The following is a 20966-nucleotide window of genomic DNA, read 5'->3' on the forward strand; positions in this document are numbered from 1 at the left end:
ACATTCAGCCTCTTTAATGGAAGCTGTATGTCAAAAACTCATATCGTTATCCCAGCCAGATTCAACTCAAGCCGCCTGCCGGGCAAATTGATGTTGGATCTCGCTGGTGAACCCGTGATCGCCCATGTGGTGAAACTGGCCCTTAAAATAACAGACTCCGTCTTTGTTGCTACCGATCATCAAGCCATTTTTGAATTGGTTGAAACCCTAGGGGCAAAAGCGGTAATGACCTCTGATACACACAACTCGGGAACCGATCGCTTAGCCGAAGCGGCGCAAACGTTGGGTTTTGCCGAGCAAGACATCGTGGTCAATTTGCAGGGGGATGAACCTCTGATGCCAACGGCGTTGCTCAGTCAGGTAGCACAGTTACTTGAGCAGCATCCTAAGGCTGGTATGGCGACACTAATGCAGCCAATCCACGCGGTTGAAGATTGGTTCAACCCTAACGTGGTAAAAGTGGCTGCAGGTGCGGACAAACGTGCTGTGTACTTTAGTCGAGCGCCGATCCCATTCCCTCGTGATGAATACCAAGCCACGATGACTGAGCTGCCACAAGGGGAGTTTTATCGCCACCTTGGCCTGTATGCGTACCGCGTGAGTACGCTGCAAACCATTACTCAGTTACCAGAGCATCCACTAGAGGCCGCAGAAAAACTTGAGCAGTTAAGACCATTGGCTCACGGCATCGACATTGTGGTTGATGTGGCTTGTCAGGCTCCTCAACATGGCATTGATACGCTGGATGATCTTGAGCGTGTTCGCCACTACTTATCTCAACATAATCACTAAGGTATTCCATGAAACAGAAAATTGTTCGTGTTGGCGAGATTGATGTCGCTAACGATAAGCCCTTTACGTTGTTTGGCGGTATGAACGTTTTAGAGTCACGCGATTTGGCAATGCGTATCTGTGAACACTATGTCACGGTCACAGACAAACTGGGCATTCCTTATGTGTTTAAGGCGTCTTTTGATAAGGCAAACCGTTCTTCAGTGCATTCCTATCGTGGCCCGGGTCTTGAGGAAGGGATGAAGATCTTCCAAGAGCTAAAACAGACATTTGGTGTGAGCATCATTACCGATGTGCACACTGAAGCGCAGGCTAAGCCAGTTGCAGAAGTGGTTGATGTGATCCAGTTACCTGCTTTTCTCGCGCGCCAGACTGATTTGGTCGAAGCAATGGCCAAAACAGGTGCTGTGATCAATGTGAAGAAGCCTCAGTTTATGAGCCCAAGTCAGGTTGGCAATATCGTTGAGAAGTTTGCTGAGTGCGGTAACGACCAAGTGATCTTGTGTGAGCGTGGCGCAGTACACGGTTACGACAACTTAGTGGTGGACATGCTTGGTTTTGGGGTGATGAAGAAAGCGTCACAAGGCAGTCCAATCATCTTTGATGTAACCCATTCACTGCAATGTCGAGATGCAATGGGGGCGGCTTCGGGTGGTCGTCGTGAGCAGACTGTAGAACTAGCAATGTCAGGCATGGCGACTGGCATCGCAGGACTCTTCATGGAGGCGCATCCAGAACCGACACAAGCAAAATGTGATGGTCCATCTGCGTTTCCATTAGAGAAACTTGAGATGTTTTTATCTCAGGTGAAAAAACTAGATGATCTCATTAAGGGTTTTGATCCAATCGAAATTCAATAGAGTGAGATATCTGGTTTCGGGGGGTATCGATGCTTTTTAAGCATCGATACAGATAGAAACAGCTATATTTGCTATTGGAGGTAAATATGAAAAAAACAGCACTCGCGCTTGTTGCGACTATGTTGTTTAGCGGTGCGGCTTTAGCATCAGACGGTGAGCACCTTGGTGCTGCTGCAGGTGACAAAGCGGCTGCAACGGCAGCTGTCGGCACGGTATCTAACACAGCAGTGGGTATCGGTGCATTGGCTGCAGCTGGTGTTGTCGTGGTTGCGAGTAACTCAGACTCAAGCACGACAACAACGGTAACGACCGCTAAGTAACCTTTCAAATCAAGGCAACCTCTCAGGTTGCCTTGCTCATTTTCAGCGGATTTAAGTTTCAATGATGCGTTTTATCTATCCGACACTTGTGGCAACAAGTGTACTTCTTAGTGGCTGCACGCAAAACATGCGTGATCTGTCAGATTCTTTTGAGCTGGCCATGTTTGGCGTTGGGGATCATTCCATTACCACTGAGATGGTGAACCAATCGCCGTATGCCAGTATCTACGCACGCCAAGGTGATGAAAGTCCGTTGGCGCTATTGGTATTAGCGTGGGCGGAGCCAGGGCTTCCAGAACAGGCTCAGGCATTGAAGTGGCTTTCGGCCAGTGAAGAGATGTTGGTTACTCAAGCGGGGCGAATTACAAAAACCGTTAACTTGCCAAACAGCAACTTGATCTCTGTTCAGGCGACGTCTCCTGATCCACTTAAGCTGGGGTTGCACTTGGCGAGCACGCCGAAAGCGTGGACGTATACGTTAAGCTGGCAACCTGGGTACCATTTTGGCTACCAAGTTCAATCGCAGTTCAATGTGCATGGCATTCAAAATAAGGTGCTACCGAATGGTGAACGCGCTTTATTGTACGTCACGGAAGAAGTTCGTATTGCTGCAATTGACCAGCACTGGCAAAACCAATACTGGTTAGATGCCAGCAACGGCAAAGTTGTGGCCTCGGTGCAAACACCTGCTCCGGGTATCACCCCGATAGCGCTGAGTGTCGCAAAGCCTTATGGGAGTCAGTCATGAAACGTAAATGGATAAAGCACGGTTGCTTGCTGGGTTTGCTGGGCAGCGCTTCCTTGTTCGCTCATGCTGAAGTTGTGAATACACTTACTGCAAAATTTGAGCAGCAACATCAAACCACGCTGACTTTCTCACAAGCACCTCGCGCGGATCTATTGGTGCAAGCTGCACTACAGCATTTACAGCTAAACATGGCTCAAATTGACTGGCACAATTCGGCGCTGTTTGACGTGCAAGCACCCTATGACTTGCCGCAACACGTTTTTGCCATGATTGAACAACAACGCCAATCAAATGATGCTGATCAGGCAACATGGCAGCAGCTATTGGTCAGTCTGAAAACGTATCAGTTTGCTCAACGGATTTTCACACCATTGGATCCCGATACCACGCGCTTATATCTAAAGGATAACCCAGTACTTGCTGGCGAGCTCCGTTTGCAGCTCAACCGACAGCCGTCAACAGTCACCATCCTTGGGGATGTAGCACATGCAGGTCCTGTGACATGGCAAGAGCGCCATAGTGCATTGGCGTATATTGGTGAAGACAATCTACGTCATGCTCATTCCTATGTCTGGGTTATTCAGCCGGATGGCCATGCAGAGCAACATGCCATTGCTTATTGGAATCAGCAATTTAAAGAAGTCGCGCCAGGGGCCATGATTTATGTGCCAATCAAAACTCGTGCAGTTAAGTCGTCAAATCCGACGTTAAACCAAGATCTCACCCTTGCCATTGTTGAACTTTTGAGAAATCGACTTCCTCTATGAATACACTACGACATAACCCGTCACGACCAAAGCGTCACTGCTTGGCCGTGCTGATCGCTAGCAGTTTACTAAGCTCTTTCGTTTCGCATGCAGATGAATTTAGTCAGCCACAGCTCAAGCATTCTCAATCTGATTTCGGTGGCGTTGGGTTAATGCAAATGCCATCGGCGCGGATGATGGAAGAAGGCCAACTCGATTTTAGCGCCAGTTATACTGACGAATATCTTCACTACACTGCCGCCTTGCAGTTATTTCCTTGGCTGGAAACCACCATTCGTTATACGCAGGTTCAAGATGTGTTGTACAACAACAATGAAGACTTCAGTGGCGATACCAAATACACCGATAAATCCATCGATGCCAAGGTAAGGTTATGGCAAGAAAGCTACTGGTTACCACAAGTCTCGCTCGGTTTTCGCGATATCGGTGGCACTGGCTTATTTGACGGCGAATACCTCGTTGCCAGCAAACGGTACGGGCCATTAGATTTCAGCCTTGGTATAGGCTGGGGATATTTAGCCAACCGTGGCAACTTATCCGGAGATAAGTCGAACTCGTATGACTGTGGTCGAGATAGTTCATATGATGGTGGCGTGATTGAAGTCGGCCGTATGTTTACAGGGTGTAGCTCCGTATTTGGTGGGGTAGAGTATCAAACGCCGTTTGAGCCGCTGCGCCTTAAACTCGAATACGATGCCAATGATTATTTAAGTGACAGACCGGTACTGAAAGGCAAAGTGAGTATGCCAGTATCAACGCCTTGGAACGTCGGTGTTGTATATGCACTGGCCGATTGGGCCGATCTGCGCCTGAGTTATGAGCGCGGTAATACCTTTACCGCAGGACTCACGTTGGGCACCAACATCGGCGAAATGGCACCTACATGGGTGGATACGCCAGCTCCAGCCTATAAACCGAAAACCTTGAGAACGGATCTGAGTGATGAAGAGTGGCGCAAGCTGAGCCAAGATCTTAATCAGATCGCAGGTTATGAAGAAAATGCCGTTTATTATCGTGATGGTGTGGTTTATATCGAAGGAGAACAAACCAAATATCGTGACCGAAAAGAAGCAGAAAAACGTGCGGTGACTCTTCTTGCGAATAGTGGATTGAAAGCCAGCCAGTATCGGATTGTCGAGACAGCGCAATTCCAAGCGTTAACGGAAACTCAAATTGACTCAGCCGCATTTGCTAAAGTGGCCCAACATCAATACCCCGGCGCGTCAATCGAGGATGCGCGTAGTGAGCATGACCCTTTACCACCGACTGGAGAGAAGCGTGTAGAGAGCCGCAGCGCATGGGATTTCGGGGTGGCTCCGGTATTGCAGCAGTCTTTTGGTGGTGCGGAAGACTTCTATCTCTATGCCATCGGTGTTAGTGCTAATGCTAGTTACCGTCTAGGACGCCATTGGCTGGCTTCGGGAAGTCTCTATGCGAATATCACCGACAACTACGACAAGTTTAATTATACGGTGCCACCTGATGGTACTGATCTCAAACGCGTTCGTACCTTGAATCGTCAGTATTACGAAGATCCCGTACGTATCGACCATTTGCAGCTGACGTACTTTGATGCGTTGGCTTCGGGTTGGTATACCCAAGCGTATGCCGGGTACTTGGAAACTATGTTTGCCGGGGCGGGGACTGAATTGCTTTATCGCCCATTGGCATCAAACTGGGCGCTCGGGCTGGATGTGAATTATGTGAAACAGCGCGATCCTGACTCCATATTGGGCTTGTATCAACAAGAACTGCATTACGATCCACAGACCGAACGTGATTATCGGGTTCAAACCGGAGCCGTGACTGGTCATGCGACGATGTATTGGCAGCCTCAATTCTGGTCGATGCTAGATAATACCTTGTTAAAAGTCAGTGCAGGGCGTTATTTGACCGAAGATGTGGGTGTGACTATCGACTTTTCTAAACAATTTGATAGTGGCGTGATTGCCGGTGCCTTTGTGACTAAGACGGATCTGTCAGCAGAAGAGTTTGGTGAAGGAAGTTACTCGAAAGGCTTCTACATCTCGATTCCTATTGATTTATTGACTGTAAAACCGAGCACCAATCGAGTTGGTGTGTCTTGGTTGCCATTGCAACGTGATGGTGGTCAGATGCTCAATCGTCGTTACAGCTTGTACGGGATGACAGATGCTCGATCGCCTTGGTTTACTAGAGAAAATTCTACTGATTAAACGGAAAAGAAAGGTCTGCAATTGCAGGCCTTTCTTTTATCCTTAACATTAATAAATTGTCCTTTCGCTGAATTATTGACCTCAGCTTCTTATTTCTATGACTTTGCATGTTGTAGAATGTGCCGCCATATCTTGAAGCCTCTATCAGGTTGCCTGAAAAGAGATTCAAGCCTAGTTTCCGATAATGTCCCTTGTGAGGTTTTATGAACGCGTTGGTTGGTCGCCACTTTTTTTCTGGGCGAGCTATGTTCTTGCCCGTCTTATTGACTTTTATCTGTTTGTTTTCTTTGCCGTCGTGGGCGGAAAAACAAGAGGAGCCTGAAATTCCGTTGACAGCCGAACAACGAATTGAACAGGTAAACCAAGATCTACGTGAACTGGTGGAAAGCCTTAACGCGGCAAAAGGTGTTGATAAAGATGCTATTCAGCTGCAGCTATTTCAAAAGAATGAAGAGCTAAGGGAAGAGATCGCAAAAGCGGTTGGTGCTGATGGGGTAACGAATACGTTGCTGGTTGAGCAGGTACGTTTGCAACAGAAATACAGTGAACATGCTCGTGTATACATTGAGCGAAAGTTGGAGAAACTGAGTACTGAACTCGATGATGCAAAAACGGAAGAAAAGCTGGTTATCCTCAACAAATTTCAAGAGTTGCAGCATTACCTAGGGCTTGCTTACACCTCAATGTGGCAAGATATAGAATGGTTAAACGATCTGGGTAAAGAGAGTAAGAAAACGGAAGAAATTTTTCGAGATCGTATGACGAAACGTTTGCGATTACTCTCGGCGTCGATTGAGTATTTTGGTCAGCAACAAGAACTACTCACGACTCAAATATTGAGTGCTCCAGAGTCAGAAAAGCCAGGTTTGCAGTTAAACCAATTGATCCTGAAAAAGCGCCTTGATATTGCCACAGAAAGCTTAGGTGATTTATTGTCAACGGCTGACGACATGGGGCTGACGACAGCGGAATACAAACGCTTAATCTTTGAGGTTACAGGTAGTGTCACTAGTGACTTACTGAATACGCATGTTATTTTTGCGATTCTTACAGACTGGTCTGATAAAGCGATCGCATGGTTTACTGACAATGCACCGCAACATGTTTTCAAATTGTTTATCTTTATTGCCATTTTACTTGTTGCTCGTGCGTTGGCTAATGTAGTACGCAGTGTGGTTAAAAAAACGGTTACCTCGAAAAACCTGAAGTTTTCTGTGCTGATGCAAGATTTCTTCATCTCGATGTCTGGCAAGATGGTGATGTGTCTGGGGATCTTGATTGGTCTGTCGCAAATCGGCCTGAACCTTGCGCCTATCTTAACTGGTTTCGGTATTGCTGGTGTGATTGTCGGTTTTGCATTGCAAGATACCTTATCTAACTTTGCTGCGGGTATGATGCTACTGATCTATCGTCCGTTTGATGTGGGTGATTTTGTTTACGCAGGTGGCGTTGATGGCAAGGTAAGCCATATGAGTCTTGTAAACACCACAATTCGCACGTTTGATAACCAAATCATTATTGTGCCAAACAGCAAAATTTGGGGTGATGTGATTAAGAACGTTACTCATGAACGCATTCGTCGTGTCGATATGGTATTTGGTATTGGTTACGGTGATGACCTATTGAAAGCAGAAAATGTGCTGCACGACATTGTGACGACGCACCCAGCGGTTTTACGTTCACCAGAACCAATGATCAAAGTCCATACATTAAATACGTCGTCGGTGGACTTTATTGTTCGCCCTTGGGTAAAGACTGATGATTACTGGGACGTCTACTGGGATGTGACTAAAGAAGTGAAACTGCGCTTTGACCGTGAAGGCATTTCTATTCCATTCCCTCAACAAGATGTGCATCTGCATATGATTGAGAAAAACGAAGCTTAATGACTATAAACGAAGGCCAGCATTTGCTGGCCTTTTTATACTGACTACTCGTATTATGATTTATAGAGCTTAGTTGGGCTTTCTTCATTCTCGCAACGAGTTTGATCATAATCGTTGATCATACCGCCACGACCTTTAAAGCTCATACGAACTATCATTCCTTGTTTAAGAAAATCAGCTAAATCTTCACAAGCTAAACGATAACTGATTTCTTTGATGTGTACATGAGACCATTCATACCCGCTTGGTACTGCTTCTTCATATTCAATCACACCATTATCTGTCACATTTAGATGCTTGTATGGATTGAGCATTTCCTGTGCGTCTCGTATCACTTGGGGAGAGGCGTTTGTTTGTAACTCATGAACACTAGTTGTTTGACAACCAGATAATGCCACTGCGGTAAGGGCGAGTAATAATTTTAGTTTCATTGTTAATTTACTGCTCGTTGTTAGTTTCATTATGTAAACTATCAACGAATAAGCCAATTACTAAGCTAAGAACTATTTTTATTTAATATCTTTTGATCGGTTAGACATTTTTTGATCTTAGTTACAATTTTCTATCGCCATGACTTTCCACTTGCCTTTCTCATTGGGTACTGCACAATACCGCCTCTAGCTGTATTGATAAGGATGTTTTGGGTAAGCCATGCTGTTAATCATCGACAATTACGATTCATTTACTTACAACCTATACCAGTATTTTTGCGAGCTGGGCACTGAGGTTCGAGTTGTACGTAATGATGAGATCGATATTACAGGCATCGAGTCGTTAAACCCTTCTCACCTTGTTATCTCTCCCGGACCTTGTACCCCCAATGAGGCAGGGATTTCGCTTGCAGCAATACAACATTTTGCTGGTAAGCTACCCATCTTAGGGGTTTGCTTAGGTCACCAAGCCATTGCACAAGTATTTGGTGGGGAAGTCGTGCGTGCACGTCAGGTTATGCATGGGAAGACCTCTCCGATCCGTCATAATGGTCGAAGTGTTTTTCGAGATTTGAATAACCCCTTAACCGTGACTCGCTATCATTCATTAGTCGTGAAAAATGATTCCCTACCAGATTGCTTTGAGCTCACTGCTTGGACAGAATTTGCTGATGGCAGTATGGATGAAATTATGGGTTATCAGCACAAGACTCTGCCGATTGATGCCGTTCAGTTTCACCCTGAGTCGATTAAAACAGAGCAGGGACACCAGCTTTTGGCGAACTTTTTACGTCGCTAGTGAGCTAATTAACCTGACATTGATCACTTTTTTTAACATTTCTATCAGCTGTTAACTCTGCATAATTCCATGCAAGTTTATTCTCGATTGCTTCTCCTCATTGCTATTGACCCCTTTTGATGACTCACTTCATCTCTGCTTATACTTGGCATAAGTAAATATTGCTTCATAAAAGCAGTAGCTTGGTGCATAAATAATCATAGGTGATGTATAGCGCACGGTTTCGTGACGTTTAAAAAGAATAAATCACTATTGAAAAGGTTAATTAAATGTAAATACAATGCCGCATTGGCGTAAATGCCAGACAAAATCATTTTGTTTGGTTTGCGTAACGTCAGTTATGCATGCGGTATCAAGAGGGAATGTGCAATGACAGTGGAAAATAAAGTAGAGCGCGGTTTATTCGATGAGGTGATGGTGCCTTGTTATAACCCAATGGAAATGATCCCGGTAAAAGGTGAAGGCTCACGAGTCTGGGATCAAGATGGCAATGAATACATCGACTTTGCTGGTGGTATTGCTGTGAGTTGCTTGGGGCACTGTCATCCAGCCATGGTGAGCGCATTAACAGAGCAAGGTAATAAGCTTTGGCATTTAAGTAACGTGATGACCAACGAGCCAGCATTGCGCCTTGCGAAAAAGCTAACGGAAATCAGCTTTGCAGAAAAAGTGTTCTTTGCTAACTCGGGTGCGGAGGCCAATGAAGCGGCATTGAAGCTAGCACGCCGTTATGCAGCTGATGTGCATGGTCCGGAAAAATCAGAAATTATCGCCTTTAAACAAGGATTCCATGGACGCACTTTCTTCACCGTGACGGTGGGGGGACAAGCTGCATATTCTGATGGCTTTGGCCCGAAACCAGGCGATGTGACCCACCTGCCTTACAACGATGTTGAAGCACTCAAAGCGCATATCTCAGATCGAACCTGTGCAATCATGATGGAACCGCTACAAGGTGAAGGTGGCATTATTTCGCCAACCGCTGAGTTTGTTCAAGCCGTTCGTGAGTTGTGTGACAAGCACAATGCGCTACTTATCTTTGATGAAGTGCAAACCGGTAATGGTCGTACTGGTGAGTTTTATGCCTATCAAGGCTTGGGGATCACTCCAGATATTTTAAGCACCGCTAAATCACTTGGCGGTGGCTTCCCAATTGGCGCAATGCTAACCACAGCAAAATTGGCAGAGCACCTTAAAGTTGGAACTCATGGTTCAACTTACGGTGGTAATCCATTGGCATGTGCGGTTGCAGAAGCGGTGGTGGATCTGGTCAGCCAGCCAGAAACCCTTGAAGGGGTGAAAGCACGTGAAGCGCTTTTCCGTGAAGGCTTGACTAAAATTAATGATAAATACCAGATCTTCAGCGAAGTTCGCGGGAAAGGTCTACTACTGGGAGCGGCATTGAATGAAGAATGGCAAGGCCGTGCCCGTGATGTCTTGGTGGCTGCTGGCCAGCAGGGACTCATGATACTGGTTGCGGGAGCAAACGTGGTACGTTTCACACCGTCACTGGTCATTTCACAACAAGAAATCGAGGAAGGATTAGCGAAACTGGATAAAGCTATCGCTTCACTCGTTTAAGACAGCATAGGGCCCGTCCCGGGCCCTTCTTAGCATCAGGAGGGAGTATCGATGCTGGTTGTTCGCCCTATCGCAATGTCGGATTACGAAGCACTGCACACATGTGCGGTCGAGTCGGGTCACGGGTTCACATCATTACCGGTTAATGAAGAATTGTTAACCAATCGTATTAAACATTCAGAGTACAGTTTTACCAAACCGGACGTTACCCAAGCGGGTGATGAGGGCTACCTCATGGTGGGTTTTGATAGCGAAACTGGTGAGGTTGCAGGTTGTACGGGTATTGAAGCTTCCATTGGTTGGGACGTACCGTTTTACTCATATCACATCAGTACTATTGTTCATTCATCGCCCAAACTAGGTGTGAATAATGTGGTGAAGCTGCTGACCTTTGGTAATAACTACACCGGGTGCAGTGAGATTTGTACGCTGTTCTTACGCCCCACTTTTCGTGGTGGATTGAATGGACGTTTGATGTCGAAATGCCGTTTTTTGATGATGGCAGAGCACCCACATCGTTTCTCTGAAACCATTTTTGCAGAGATGCGTGGTGTCTCAGATGAAGAAGGCAACTCGCCATTCTGGCAATGGTTGCAAGAGCATTTTTTCTCCATCGATTTCACCATGGCTGATTATCTTACTGGGATTGGTAAAAAAGGCTTTATTGCGGATCTGATGCCGAAGCTGCCAATCTACATTAACTTGCTCAGCAAGGAAGCACAGGCTGTGGTTGGTAAGGTGCATGAAAACACCAAACCGGCGTTAAGACTGCTGGAGAAAGAAGGTTTTACCTGCCGTAACTATGTCGATATTTTTGATGCAGGCCCGACAGTAGAATGTGATTTGCGCAATATCGAGTCGGTGCGCCACTCGTTCCGAGCCAAAGTCTCGATTGCAGAGCATACCAGTTCGCAAGATTACCTGATGTGCAATACCTCATTTGAGCACTTCCGCGCTGCGGCTGCGAAAGCGGGATACGATCAGGCAACCGAAACCGCCATCTTATCACCAGAGGTCGCTCAAGCACTGCAAGTGCAAGAAGGTGATTACGTTCGTATGTTGGCTCAGTAAAAAGGAAACGGTTATGACACATTGGATTGCAGGCGAATGGGTCGCTGGGCAAGGTGAAGCGATGACATCGTTAGCACCCTACAACAATGAAGTGATTTGGCAAGGTGATAGTGCAACGCCTGCTCAAGTTGAAGCTGCGGTTAAGGCGGCTCGCGAGGCATTTCTTAGTTGGAAAAAACTGAGCTTTGAAGCGCGTGAAGCGGTCGTCGTGAAGTTCGCTGAGATTGTGAAGCTCCACGCAGAAGAGATTGCTGAAACTATTGCTAAAGAAACAGGAAAGCCGCTATGGGAAACGCGCACTGAAGCGGCGGCGATGGCGGGTAAAATCGCGATTTCTATCCGTGCCTATCACAGCCGTACAGGTGAAACCACACGTGAAGCGGCTGGCAATCAGATCGTCCTGCGTCATCGACCACTCGGTGTGATGGCGGTCTTTGGGCCTTACAATTTCCCCGGGCATTTGCCCAATGGACACATCGTTCCGGCCTTGCTCGCTGGGAACACTGTGGTGTTCAAACCGTCAGAACAAACCCCTCTGACGGGTGAACTTGCGATGAAGCTGTGGGAGAAAGCGGGCTTACCTGCGGGTGTGATCAATCTTGTCCAAGGGGCAAAAGAAACTGGCATTGCACTGGCGGATGCCAAGGGCATCGATGGTGTGCTGTTTACGGGGAGTGCGAACACTGGCCATGTACTGCACCGTCAATTTGCGGGTCAGCCTGAGAAAATGCTGGCTCTTGAAATGGGGGGTAACAACCCGATGGTTATTTCAGAGCAGTATGGCGAGTTAGACGCGACGGTATATACCATTATTCAATCGGCATTTATCAGTGCGGGTCAGCGCTGCACCTGTGCTCGTCGTTTGTATGTGCCAGTGGGAGAAAAGGGTGATCGCTTAGTAAGCCGCTTAGTGGAAGCGACTCAGCAGATCCGCGTTGATGAACCATTCGCGCAACCAGCACCGTTTATGGGGCCTCAAATTTCCAAAACGGCGGCGCAGTTTATTCTTCAGGCACAAGCGAACTTGCAACAGCTTGGTGGGCTGAGTTTACTCGAAGCTAAAGGTGGCGAAGCTGCTTTTGTCACTCCGGGCATTATTGATGTCACTGCTATCGCGGATCTACCGGATGAAGAGTATTTTGGGCCACTCTTGCAGGTCGTACGATATCAGGGACTTGAACAGGCTGTGGCGTTGGCCAATGACACCCGTTTTGGTCTGTCGGCAGGTTTAGTTTCTACCGATGACAGTGAATGGGATTACTTTGTTGACCACATCCGCGCTGGCATCGTCAATCGTAACCGACAACTGACCGGGGCAAGTGGTGATGCGCCGTTTGGTGGACCGGGTGCCTCGGGTAACTTAAGGCCAAGTGCTTATTATGCCGCGGACTATTGTGCTTATCCAATGGCATCGATGGAAGGTGAAACAACGCTACTTCCTGAAACACTCAGTCCCGGAATCACGTTATAAAAAATGGGCTGCTTGCAGCCCATCTCCTTTTGCGCAGTTAAGTGGTCGCTGCAAAAGGGATCACAACAAAAAATAACTCTAATATCTACGTCACAGGTTGAAGGCTATCTCAATCTATTTGGGTAGCCGATTATTTCCAATAACCGAAAACACCTTAACAAGGAGGCGTTATGACGCCAGATACATTGTTCCAGTTGTTATGGAATGACTATATTCATCGCTTGTGTCCCTCTGCTGAAAAAGTTCATTACCTATTGGAAGAGGGTGAACCTCTGATTAATGACCACATTGCGCTGCGCACGTTTAATGTTTCCCCGTTAGGGATTGATACCTTAGCTAAACCATTTTTAGATTTAGGCTATCAACCTAAAGGGGAATACCAGTTTGAGGCAAAAAAATTAGCTGCGAAACATTTTGAACACCCTGATCCAAAGCAGCCTAAAGTGTTTATTAGTGAACTGAAAGTGGAAGAATGCTCATTAGAGATGCAGCAGATCATCCACAAGCTGGTAGCGCAAGTAGATGCAACGAAACTCAATGATCCAGCGTTCCTCTATAGCGGACGTCTATGGAATTTGAGCCTCAGTGATTTTGAGTTGCTGGCAAAAGAGAGCGAGTATGCTTCTTGGCTAGCCGCACATGGTTATGGCGCAAACCACTTTACGGTTAGCGTGAATCAACTCAATGCGATGGAAGAAGTTAAACAGGTGAATGATCATTTGCGTAAAGCTGGCTTCTCAATCAATGAGTTTGGTGGTGAAGTCAAAGGATCTCCGGACGTTCTGTTGGAACAATCCTCTACCATGGCTGATCGTGTTTTGGTGGAGTTTTCTGAAGGGCCAGAGATGATCCCGGGCGGATTTTATGAATTTGCTAAGCGCTATCCTATGGATTCTGGGGAGCTGTATCCTGGATTTGTTGCGGCGTCAGCAGACAAAATCTTTGAAAGTACCAACCAGTAAGTTGCCGTTTAAAGCAAAAAAGCCGCATTGTGCGGCTTTTTTATTAGGGGAGGCGTGTCCAATCAACGCTGTGCGCAGGGTGCTGGCCTTTGGTTTTCCAGTTTGCCTGATAAATGACATCATCCATACTGACCTGATCGCCCGCTAAGTAATACAGATTGGCATTGTAAGGGGTTGGGATGTCACTGAGTATGCGCCAGTTGTCCAGTGTCGATTCGCCCGGAGCCGCGGTCGCACTGTAGTGCTCAGCTTGATAAATGTCTCCCTGATAAGCCACTTGCTCTCCTGCTTGATATGCTTTGGCTTGCCACTGTGGCACATCCGAGAAATTTAAGAATGCAAATGTGTCAGGTTGGTGAAAGCCAAAAGAACCAACAGGACTCCAAGAGAGCCAAGCATAAGCTTCCCAGTCAGGGGCATAGCTTTTGTAATTGGCTCTAAATAAATTAAAGCGCCATAGCTTGTGCTGATACTCTTCATTACCATTACCAAGATAGTTGAGAGATTTTAGTGGGATTTTAACTTCGACGCGGTAGCCTTCATCCACATCACTGTCATCATTCACTGTGCCTTGCACAGTAACAGCATGCTCCAATCCTTCAATGTTCCATGCTAAATCGTCAGACCAAGGTGACGGTTGGTGGATCACCACGTCATAAGCCGTATTGAGTGAGATGCCCAGTTCATAATAGTTTTTCCCATCACCATCGGGGTCCAAAAATACTTCAACCGTATCATCGTTCTGGTAGGTCGGATCATCGTGGTTTTGGTAGCTGGCAGAAAGGTGGCGGTCTTGCGCCCAATACGCGATATACAAATTGTCTGCATCATAGGTGACTTTGGCCCATGTATCAGAAAGCGCGATGTATTGCCCATTATTATGCAAAACAAACAACGAAGTGGCTTTTGCATTGTGCCAACTCGCATCGTCCAACACGCCATCAATGACGGGAGGGGTATCAGTTTGTAGCGCATTATAGGTGTAGGGCGTGTTGGCCATGGCACTGGTCGCAAGGCCACTTGCGATGAGAATAGACGAGATGTTTAATCGCTTCATAGAACTTCCTTTTCATATTGTCCGTGCTACAAATTAACACCGAATGGCATACTTAATATGAAGAGTTGTATGAAGAGTAAAAAAGTTCAGTCTCTATTCACAGCTTCCACCGAGATGAAACTTTACCTTTAAGTGAATGTTTGAGCCCTGCCACAGGGGAAAGCAATAAAAAAACCCGGCAAGAAGCCGGGTTTTTGAGAACGTTTCAAGCGTTTGCTTAACGAGTACCGTAGACCACGATAGTTTTACCGTGTGCAGAAATTAGGTTCTGCTCTTCAAGCATTTTCAGGATACGACCCACTGTTTCACGAGAACAACCAACGATTTGGCCAATCTCTTGACGAGTGATCTTGATTTGCATGCCGTCTGGGTGCGTCATCGCATCTGGTTGCTTCGCTAGGTTTAGTAGCGTTTGTGCAATACGGCCAGTTACGTCTAGGAACGCTAGGTCACCTACTTTCTGGCTAGTCACTTGTAGGCGACGAGCCATTTGAGCAGACAGGCGCATTAGAATGTCTGGGTTTACTTGGATAAGCTGACGGAATTTCTTGAATGAGATTTCTGCAACTTCACAAGGAGATTTTGCACGAACCCAAGCAGTACGCTCTTGGTCTTCTTCGAACAGACCAAGCTCACCGATAAAGTCACCTTGGTTTAGGTAAGAAAGGATCATTTCCTTACCTTCTTCATCCTTGATTAGTACCGCTACAGAACCTTTGACGATGTAGTACAAGGTTTCCGCTTTCTCGCCCGCGTGGATCAGCGTGCTCTTAGAAGGGTACTTGTGAATATGACAATGTGAAAGAAACCACTCTAGTGTTGGGTCGGTTTGAGGTTTACCTAGAACCATAATATCTCACTTCCTCTGCAGGGTACGCTTGTCGCTTTCCATGTTTTAGCGAAGCCTTGAATCAGGCTTACTAGGATAAGAGCACTTCACCAGTGCTGCAAGCTATCTTGTGTTTCGGCTACAAATAGTATCCTTTTTCGAAAACGATTTCTTGATTTTAATCGTGTCGAAGCTCGGATAATTTACGCAAAAATGTGCACATGATCACGGTATGAAAAGTAATCGCAATCGACTAGCACTTTTTATCCAATTTTTCCTGTTTCGATTAACTGTTGTAGTATCGGCCTTACTATGAGCTCCATTGCAAAGCTCATCTTGCCACCAGGTACAACGATGGTGTTGTGTCGAGACATAAACGATCCATCAATCATGGCAAGTAGGTAAGGGTAGTCAACATTTTTAATGCCACGCAAACGAATCACAACGAAACTTTCATCCAAGCTTGGTATGCCTTTTGCGTTCAAAGGGTTGGATGTATCGACCGTTGGGACGCGTTGAAAGTTAATGTGTGTTCGGGAAAATTGCGGGGTAATGTAATTCAGGTAGTCGTCCATCGAGCGGACAATGGAGTCCATCACGGCTTCACGTGAGTGTCCGCGATCGCGCGTATCGCGGACAAATTTTTGGATCCACTCTAAGTTTACAATCGGGACCATGCCAATCAAAAGGTCAACATGTTGTGCCACGTTGACGTCACCATCTACGACTCCACCATGTAAACCTTCGTAAAACAAAACATCACTGCCTTCAGGCAGATCTTGCCAAGGTGTGAATGTTCCGGGCATCTGGTTATAAGGGACGGCTTCATCAAACGTATGTAGGTAACGGCGTACTTGGCCAGCACCTTCATGGCCATATTTACGGAAGAATTCGGCGAGGGCGGGAAAGTCGTTGGCCTGAGGACCAAAATAACTGATGTGACGGCCTTGCTCACGAGCTTTACGAATTTCGACGTCCATTTCAGGACGAGTGAAACGGTGAAAGCTATCACCTTCTACCCATGCAGCTTTAATGTCCATCATATTGAACATCTTACGAAAAGCTTCCGAAGTTGTGGTGGTTCCTGCACCGGATGAGCCTGTTACAGCGATAATCGGATGTTTTGCTGACATGACAACCCTTGTCGTTAACTAACTTACCTGTTGGATTTCATCGTACACTCGGGACGATGAATCGTTTGCCACTATAGCATGGATTATAGCGCTGTCATCGTCTGCTGTACGGTATCATTAAAACTTTTGGCGTAATTGAATATCCACCGTTTCGTGTAATTCAGAGAAAACAACGACGGCTTCACCCGTTTTGAGCTGGGCCTTAACTTGGTCAATTTTGTCTTGAAGAGAAACCTCTTCTGTGCCGTAGTCAGTCCCTTCACGAAGGACAAATTCTTTAATCAGGTTGTCCAGCGCATCTTCAGAGATTTGTTGCCAAGGAACAATCATAAATACCTCACTCGTTTATGATCTTCGTGTGAAGGCGTCATTATGCCGTTTTCAGGCTTTCATAGTAAGCGGGGAGCATCTCTTCAAGCCAAAATCTCGGTTTAAGCACCGAGCCGCTGACAAACCCGACATGGCCGCCTTGGTCATACAATTGATAATCGATGTTTTCTGGCAGGACAAACTTGGGTATGACGGCATCGGTCATAAATGGGTCGTCCTTGGCATGAATGATTTGGGTTGGTAAGCGGATTTCTTTCAGGCGATGGATACCAGAGCAGCGTTGATAGTAGTCATCGGCATCTTTAAAACCGTGTAGTGGTGCGGTGATCAAATCATCAAAGTCATAAAGACGGGTGACCCGATGGATATGTTGATAGGAGATACCCAATTCACCTTTGAGCAAGTGGTGTTTGCGTAGTGCATTGCGCTTTAATGAGCCGAGTAAGTAGCGTCGATATACTTTGGAAAAGCCTTGCTCAATGCGAGTAGAACAGGCGGACAGATCCAAGGGTGCTGAAACGATGGTGGCGGCATTAAGTAATGGTTCGTCGGCATATGTGGCAAGGTAATTCGCCAACATATTTCCGCCGAGAGAAATGCCCACCGCGACTTTAGGATTGTCAGGGAACTGTTGTTGAACATGCTGCAGAAATTGGCGTGCGTCTTCTGTTTCTCCAGAATGGTAAGCACGTGCTCGTTTGTTCGGTTTGCCGCTGCAACCGCGAAAATGCATCATTACCGCGAGCCAACCTTGCTTCGAAAATGCGTCCATTAATCCATTGGCATAAGGGCTATAAAAGCAACCTTCCAGCCCGTGAAATAAGATAAATAGAGGTTTCTTGCTGACTGACGGCGCACGCCAATCTTCACTCCACGCGAGATCCAAAAAATCACCATCCGGTGTATCGAGTGTTTGCCATACAGGCTCAAACAGGGCTTTCTTGCGAATAAACCTTGGAGCCAGAGTCTGTAGGTGAGGGTTGGTTAATCCTGTAGCAGCGGTGAAGTGAGTCATGGGTTTGTGTGCCTAGTGTTGATGAGGTTCGGCAGGTTTAGCAAAAATAGTGGCGAGGTGTTCGCCTCCGAGCTGACGGCAATATTTTAAGGTTAATGCGTCCCCTTGATTATTCTTTAATGCTAGGTGGTTGACGCAATCAACCAAGTCCGCTTGTTGCTGCTTTTCCAGTTGAAGTTCAAATTGTAATGCCTCACGATACAAGGTATCCGGCAACTGGAGTTTGAGTTTGCGTCTTAGTTCACGATAGCTGTGTAATAGTGTTTCCGAGCGCCCTAAACACGCTTCAATTAAATGCCAGTCTTGCTCATTGAAGCTCACCGCTTGTTCATCAAGCCATTTGAGCAACAGCAACAGGTTGACGTTCCCACCATAGTTATTTTGCAAGTTCAAGCACGCTTCTTTAACTTCTCGCATGCTGTAATACTGCAAGCTAAATTGCCATAAACGTTCCAGTGTTAGTGATATACGTACCTGCTCTTGACTCATTAGCATTGAACTCCCACAGCTTTGGCTCACGTTATTTCTGGGCCGCTATCCGTTGTAGATGATTAGGATAGATAAGGTCCAGTTTAGCGTTGTTCGGCCTATCTTACAGCGAATTGCTTGAAAAGTGTGCAATATGACTGATTGGTATTATGTAAAAGAATGTAGCTAGTTTCCTACATGACAATGTCAGCCCAGTGCGAATTGCTGTTGGGAGAAAGCAAAAGAGCCACGAATGTGGCTCTTTGTCGTTAGGCTTGGTTGAAGTCTTGTTCCATCTGCTCAAGCTCTTCTTGCAATGACATCCATTCCATCTCGACTTCTTCTAACTCGCCTTTGCTGTCAGCCTGCAAAGTAAGAACCTGATTCAGTTTGGCTTTGTTTTCGGCTTCGTACAGGCTGTTATCTGCTAACTGCGCTTCGGCTTCAGCAAGCGCAGCGCCTAATTTGTCCATCTTTTCTTCAAGTTTGGTGAGCGTTTTACGCAATGGGGCCGTTTGTTTACGGAACTCGGCTTCACGGCGTTTCTGCTCTTTCTTCGCTGCTGCACTGTTGGTGCTGCTTTTCTCTGGTTGTGATGCTTGCGCTTCACGACGTTGTTCTTTTTGCTGATCCGTTAGCCACTTATAGTAGTCATTCAAATCACCATCAAAAGGTGCAACTTGGCGATCATGGACTAAATACAAGTCATCGGTGGTTGCACGAAGTAAATAACGGTCGTGCGAGACGATCACCATTGCCCCTTCAAAGGTCTGCAGTGCCAGCGTTAACGCTTGACGCATATCCAAATCAAGGTGGTTGGTCGGCTCATCGAGTAGCAATAGGTTTGGTTTCTGCCAGACGATCAAAGCTAAAACTAAGCGCGCTTTTTCACCACCAGAGAAAGGGGCAACCTTTTCTAACGCTTTGTCGCCTTGGAAGCCAAAGCTACCGAGATAGTTACGCAGTTCTAATTCTGTCTTTTGTGGTGCGATTTGCATCATGTGCTGCAATGGTGTTTCTTCTGGATGCAGTGTTTCCAATTGATGCTGGGCGAAATAGCCAATTTTCACACCTTGAGAATAGGTGAGTTCGCCACCCTGGGTATTGAGCTCCCCTGACAGCAGTTTAATCAGAGTCGATTTACCGGCACCATTGCGACCAAGTAGGCCAATGCGGCTGCCTGGAACGAGGTTAAGGCGGATTTTTTCCAGAATCAGGTTGTCACCGTACCCGGCGGAGACATCATCCATCATAATGATTGGGTTTGGTAGCGCATCCGGATCGCGGAACTGGAAACTGAATGGGTTATCAAACTGCGCAGGCAGTACTTTTTCCATGCGCTCCAGAGCTTTAATTCGGCTCTGCGCTTGACGGGCTTTGGAGGCTTTATAACGGAAGCGATCGATGTAGGACTGCATGTGCGACATCTGCTTTTGTTGCTTTTCAAACATCGCTTGTTGCAACACCAGTTTTTGCGCTCGTTGCTCTTCAAATGACGAGTAGTTGCCGGTGTACTCGTTGAGGCTTTGATTTTCGATGTGGATGATGCGACCTACGATAGGGTCAAGAAAATCGCGGTCGTGTGAGATAAGAACCAGCGTCCCCGGGTAATTCTGTAACCAGCGCTCTAACCACATGACTGCATCCAAATCTAAGTGGTTGGTTGGCTCATCGAGCAAAAGTAAATCAGAGCGACACAGCAGTGCTTGAGCAAGGTTGAGGCGCATACGCCAGCCCCCCGAAAACTGGGTCAGACTCCAGCTCATCTGCGCTTGACTAAAACCCAGACCATCAAGTAATTCAGCGGCACGCGCTCGGATGCTGTAACCGCCAATGGTTTCGATTTGGCCGTGGATTTCGGCTACTAAAGTGCCGTTATCTGCTTGCTCTGCTTGTGCCAGTTTCTGCTCGAGAGAGCGGTATTCACGATCCCCGTCGATCACATATTCCAGCGCACTACGCTCAAGGGCAGGCGTCTCCTGAGCAACCCAAGCCATCTCCCAATGCGCAGGTTTGCTAAAATTACCAGCATCGACAGACAATTCGTCTTTGATCAGAGCAAACAGGGTTGATTTACCGCAGCCATTTTTACCCACCAGACCAATCTTGTCTCCGGGATGGATAGTTGCGGAAGTTTGATCCAATAATGGCTTGCCGCCACGTAGGAGCTGAATGTCTGAAAAGGTAATCATAGTCTGTCGCTTTGTCTGTAATCGTGTCGCGGTGAATAGTAGGGGGATTAGGATAAAAA

General features: G+C 46.6%; 20 protein-coding genes. 12 read left to right on the top strand and 8 right to left on the bottom strand.

The window, feature by feature from the left end; all coding sequences use genetic code 11:
* Nucleotides 1–27: 27 nt before the first annotated feature.
* The 7 genes from kdsB (at nt 28) to ACQEXS_RS13280 (ending at nt 7568) form a co-directional block, all read left to right on the top strand.
* Entirely contained in the window at nt 28–792 is a 765-nt protein-coding gene (kdsB, locus tag ACQEXS_RS13250; protein WP_427014138.1) for a 3-deoxy-manno-octulosonate cytidylyltransferase, read from the top strand.
* An 8-nt stretch (nt 793–800) separates the two neighbouring features.
* Entirely contained in the window at nt 801–1652 is an 852-nt protein-coding gene (kdsA, locus tag ACQEXS_RS13255) for a 3-deoxy-8-phosphooctulonate synthase (RefSeq protein WP_427014139.1), read from the top strand.
* 86 nt (nt 1653–1738) lie between these two features.
* A complete protein-coding gene (locus ACQEXS_RS13260; protein WP_427014140.1) occupies nt 1739–1972 on the top strand; it encodes a hypothetical protein in 234 nt (77 codons plus the stop codon).
* A gap of 61 nt (nt 1973–2033) precedes the next feature.
* Nucleotides 2034–2720, top strand: coding sequence for a YjbF family lipoprotein (locus tag ACQEXS_RS13265; protein ID WP_427014141.1), 687 nt, complete (start codon nt 2034–2036; stop codon nt 2718–2720).
* The gene (locus ACQEXS_RS13270; RefSeq protein ID WP_427014142.1) at nt 2717–3487 is read left to right on the top strand and encodes a capsule biosynthesis GfcC family protein; all 771 of its coding nucleotides are present in this window, start codon (nt 2717–2719) and stop codon (nt 3485–3487) included. The genes ACQEXS_RS13265 and ACQEXS_RS13270 overlap by 4 nt, the downstream gene beginning before the upstream one ends.
* Nucleotides 3484–5682 (top strand): YjbH domain-containing protein, encoded by a 2199-nt coding sequence (locus ACQEXS_RS13275; protein WP_427014143.1) that lies wholly within the window; start codon nt 3484–3486, stop codon nt 5680–5682. The genes ACQEXS_RS13270 and ACQEXS_RS13275 overlap by 4 nt, the downstream gene beginning before the upstream one ends.
* A 203-nt stretch (nt 5683–5885) precedes the next feature.
* Nucleotides 5886–7568: a mechanosensitive ion channel family protein gene (locus tag ACQEXS_RS13280; protein WP_427014144.1), complete on the top strand. Its 1683-nt coding sequence runs from the start codon at nt 5886–5888 to the stop codon at nt 7566–7568.
* Between the two features lie 53 nt (nt 7569–7621).
* Here ACQEXS_RS13280 and ACQEXS_RS13285 read toward each other — a convergent pair whose 3' ends face one another.
* A complete protein-coding gene (locus tag ACQEXS_RS13285; protein ID WP_427014145.1) occupies nt 7622–7999 on the bottom strand; it encodes a hypothetical protein in 378 nt (125 codons plus the stop codon).
* 220 nt (nt 8000–8219) lie between these two features.
* On the opposite strand from ACQEXS_RS13285, the gene ACQEXS_RS13290 reads away from it, so the two are divergent.
* The 5 genes from ACQEXS_RS13290 to ACQEXS_RS13310 all read left to right on the top strand — a co-directional run bounded on the left by ACQEXS_RS13290 (nt 8220) and on the right by ACQEXS_RS13310 (nt 13883).
* Complete coding sequence (locus ACQEXS_RS13290) at nt 8220–8798, top strand: aminodeoxychorismate/anthranilate synthase component II (protein WP_427014146.1); 579 nt, start codon at nt 8220–8222, stop codon at nt 8796–8798.
* Nucleotides 8799–9167: 369 nt separating this feature from the next.
* Nucleotides 9168–10379 carry an aspartate aminotransferase family protein gene (locus ACQEXS_RS13295; protein WP_427011011.1) on the top strand — a complete coding sequence of 404 codons (1212 nt, stop codon included), beginning with the start codon at nt 9168–9170 and terminating at the stop codon, nt 10377–10379.
* A 51-nt stretch (nt 10380–10430) separates the two neighbouring features.
* The gene (gene astA, locus ACQEXS_RS13300; protein WP_427011010.1) at nt 10431–11450 is read left to right on the top strand and encodes an arginine N-succinyltransferase; all 1020 of its coding nucleotides are present in this window, start codon (nt 10431–10433) and stop codon (nt 11448–11450) included.
* 13 nt (nt 11451–11463) lie between these two features.
* Nucleotides 11464–12921 carry a succinylglutamate-semialdehyde dehydrogenase gene (gene astD / locus ACQEXS_RS13305; protein WP_427014147.1) on the top strand — a complete coding sequence of 486 codons (1458 nt, stop codon included), beginning with the start codon at nt 11464–11466 and terminating at the stop codon, nt 12919–12921.
* Between the two features lie 170 nt (nt 12922–13091).
* The gene (locus tag ACQEXS_RS13310) at nt 13092–13883 is read left to right on the top strand and encodes a DUF1338 domain-containing protein (RefSeq protein ID WP_427014148.1); all 792 of its coding nucleotides are present in this window, start codon (nt 13092–13094) and stop codon (nt 13881–13883) included.
* Between the two features lie 43 nt (nt 13884–13926).
* On the opposite strand, the gene ACQEXS_RS13315 is transcribed toward ACQEXS_RS13310, so the two are convergent.
* The 7 genes from ACQEXS_RS13315 to ACQEXS_RS13345 all read right to left on the bottom strand — a co-directional run bounded on the left by ACQEXS_RS13315 (nt 13927) and on the right by ACQEXS_RS13345 (nt 20907).
* Nucleotides 13927–14940, bottom strand: coding sequence for a sugar-binding protein (locus ACQEXS_RS13315; RefSeq protein ID WP_427014149.1), 1014 nt, complete (start codon nt 14938–14940; stop codon nt 13927–13929).
* Nucleotides 14941–15157: 217 nt separating this feature from the next.
* Nucleotides 15158–15790, bottom strand: a complete 633-nt coding sequence (gene crp / locus ACQEXS_RS13320) for a cAMP-activated global transcriptional regulator CRP (protein WP_005381432.1) — start codon at nt 15788–15790, stop codon at nt 15158–15160.
* A 242-nt stretch (nt 15791–16032) separates the two neighbouring features.
* The gene (locus ACQEXS_RS13325) at nt 16033–16902 is read right to left on the bottom strand and encodes a phosphoribulokinase (RefSeq protein WP_367987976.1); all 870 of its coding nucleotides are present in this window, start codon (nt 16900–16902) and stop codon (nt 16033–16035) included.
* Nucleotides 16903–17019: 117 nt separating this feature from the next.
* A complete protein-coding gene (locus ACQEXS_RS13330; RefSeq protein ID WP_367987977.1) occupies nt 17020–17232 on the bottom strand; it encodes a YheU family protein in 213 nt (70 codons plus the stop codon).
* A 40-nt stretch (nt 17233–17272) separates the two neighbouring features.
* Nucleotides 17273–18247: a hydrolase gene (locus tag ACQEXS_RS13335; RefSeq protein WP_427014150.1), complete on the bottom strand. Its 975-nt coding sequence runs from the start codon at nt 18245–18247 to the stop codon at nt 17273–17275.
* Between the two features lie 12 nt (nt 18248–18259).
* Nucleotides 18260–18736 (bottom strand): TIGR02444 family protein, encoded by a 477-nt coding sequence (locus ACQEXS_RS13340; protein ID WP_427014151.1) that lies wholly within the window; start codon nt 18734–18736, stop codon nt 18260–18262.
* Nucleotides 18737–18984: 248 nt separating this feature from the next.
* On the bottom strand, nt 18985–20907 hold the full coding sequence (locus ACQEXS_RS13345; RefSeq protein WP_427014152.1) for an ABC transporter ATP-binding protein: 1923 nt from the start codon (nt 20905–20907) through the stop codon (nt 18985–18987).
* Between the last annotated feature and the right edge of the window lie 59 nt (nt 20908–20966).

It is taken from the genome of Vibrio sp. TRT 17S01 (assembly GCF_050113695.1).
Classification (GTDB): Bacteria; Pseudomonadota; Gammaproteobacteria; order Enterobacterales; family Vibrionaceae; genus Vibrio.

Excerpts from the sequence above, each read along its gene's own strand:
- ACQEXS_RS13265 (WP_427014141.1), top strand. The coding sequence starts at position 2,034 with ATGATGCGTTTTATCTATCCGACACTTGTGGCAACAAGTGTACTTCTT.
- crp (WP_005381432.1), bottom strand. The coding sequence starts at position 15,790 with ATGGTTCTAGGTAAACCTCAAACCGACCCAACACTAGAGTGGTTTCTT.
- ACQEXS_RS13310 (WP_427014148.1), top strand. The coding sequence starts at position 13,092 with ATGACGCCAGATACATTGTTCCAGTTGTTATGGAATGACTATATTCAT.
- kdsA (WP_427014139.1), top strand. The coding sequence starts at position 801 with ATGAAACAGAAAATTGTTCGTGTTGGCGAGATTGATGTCGCTAACGAT.
- ACQEXS_RS13275 (WP_427014143.1), top strand. The coding sequence starts at position 3,484 with ATGAATACACTACGACATAACCCGTCACGACCAAAGCGTCACTGCTTG.
- astD (WP_427014147.1), top strand. The coding sequence starts at position 11,464 with ATGACACATTGGATTGCAGGCGAATGGGTCGCTGGGCAAGGTGAAGCG.
- kdsB (WP_427014138.1), top strand. The coding sequence starts at position 28 with ATGTCAAAAACTCATATCGTTATCCCAGCCAGATTCAACTCAAGCCGC.
- ACQEXS_RS13330 (WP_367987977.1), bottom strand. The coding sequence starts at position 17,232 with ATGATTGTTCCTTGGCAACAAATCTCTGAAGATGCGCTGGACAACCTG.
- ACQEXS_RS13295 (WP_427011011.1), top strand. The coding sequence starts at position 9,168 with ATGACAGTGGAAAATAAAGTAGAGCGCGGTTTATTCGATGAGGTGATG.
- ACQEXS_RS13280 (WP_427014144.1), top strand. The coding sequence starts at position 5,886 with ATGAACGCGTTGGTTGGTCGCCACTTTTTTTCTGGGCGAGCTATGTTC.
- ACQEXS_RS13340 (WP_427014151.1), bottom strand. The coding sequence starts at position 18,736 with ATGAGTCAAGAGCAGGTACGTATATCACTAACACTGGAACGTTTATGG.
- ACQEXS_RS13325 (WP_367987976.1), bottom strand. The coding sequence starts at position 16,902 with ATGTCAGCAAAACATCCGATTATCGCTGTAACAGGCTCATCCGGTGCA.
- ACQEXS_RS13270 (WP_427014142.1), top strand. The coding sequence starts at position 2,717 with ATGAAACGTAAATGGATAAAGCACGGTTGCTTGCTGGGTTTGCTGGGC.
- ACQEXS_RS13345 (WP_427014152.1), bottom strand. The coding sequence starts at position 20,907 with ATGATTACCTTTTCAGACATTCAGCTCCTACGTGGCGGCAAGCCATTA.
- ACQEXS_RS13285 (WP_427014145.1), bottom strand. The coding sequence starts at position 7,999 with ATGAAACTAAAATTATTACTCGCCCTTACCGCAGTGGCATTATCTGGT.
- ACQEXS_RS13315 (WP_427014149.1), bottom strand. The coding sequence starts at position 14,940 with ATGAAGCGATTAAACATCTCGTCTATTCTCATCGCAAGTGGCCTTGCG.
- ACQEXS_RS13335 (WP_427014150.1), bottom strand. The coding sequence starts at position 18,247 with ATGACTCACTTCACCGCTGCTACAGGATTAACCAACCCTCACCTACAG.
- astA (WP_427011010.1), top strand. The coding sequence starts at position 10,431 with ATGCTGGTTGTTCGCCCTATCGCAATGTCGGATTACGAAGCACTGCAC.
- ACQEXS_RS13260 (WP_427014140.1), top strand. The coding sequence starts at position 1,739 with ATGAAAAAAACAGCACTCGCGCTTGTTGCGACTATGTTGTTTAGCGGT.
- ACQEXS_RS13290 (WP_427014146.1), top strand. The coding sequence starts at position 8,220 with ATGCTGTTAATCATCGACAATTACGATTCATTTACTTACAACCTATAC.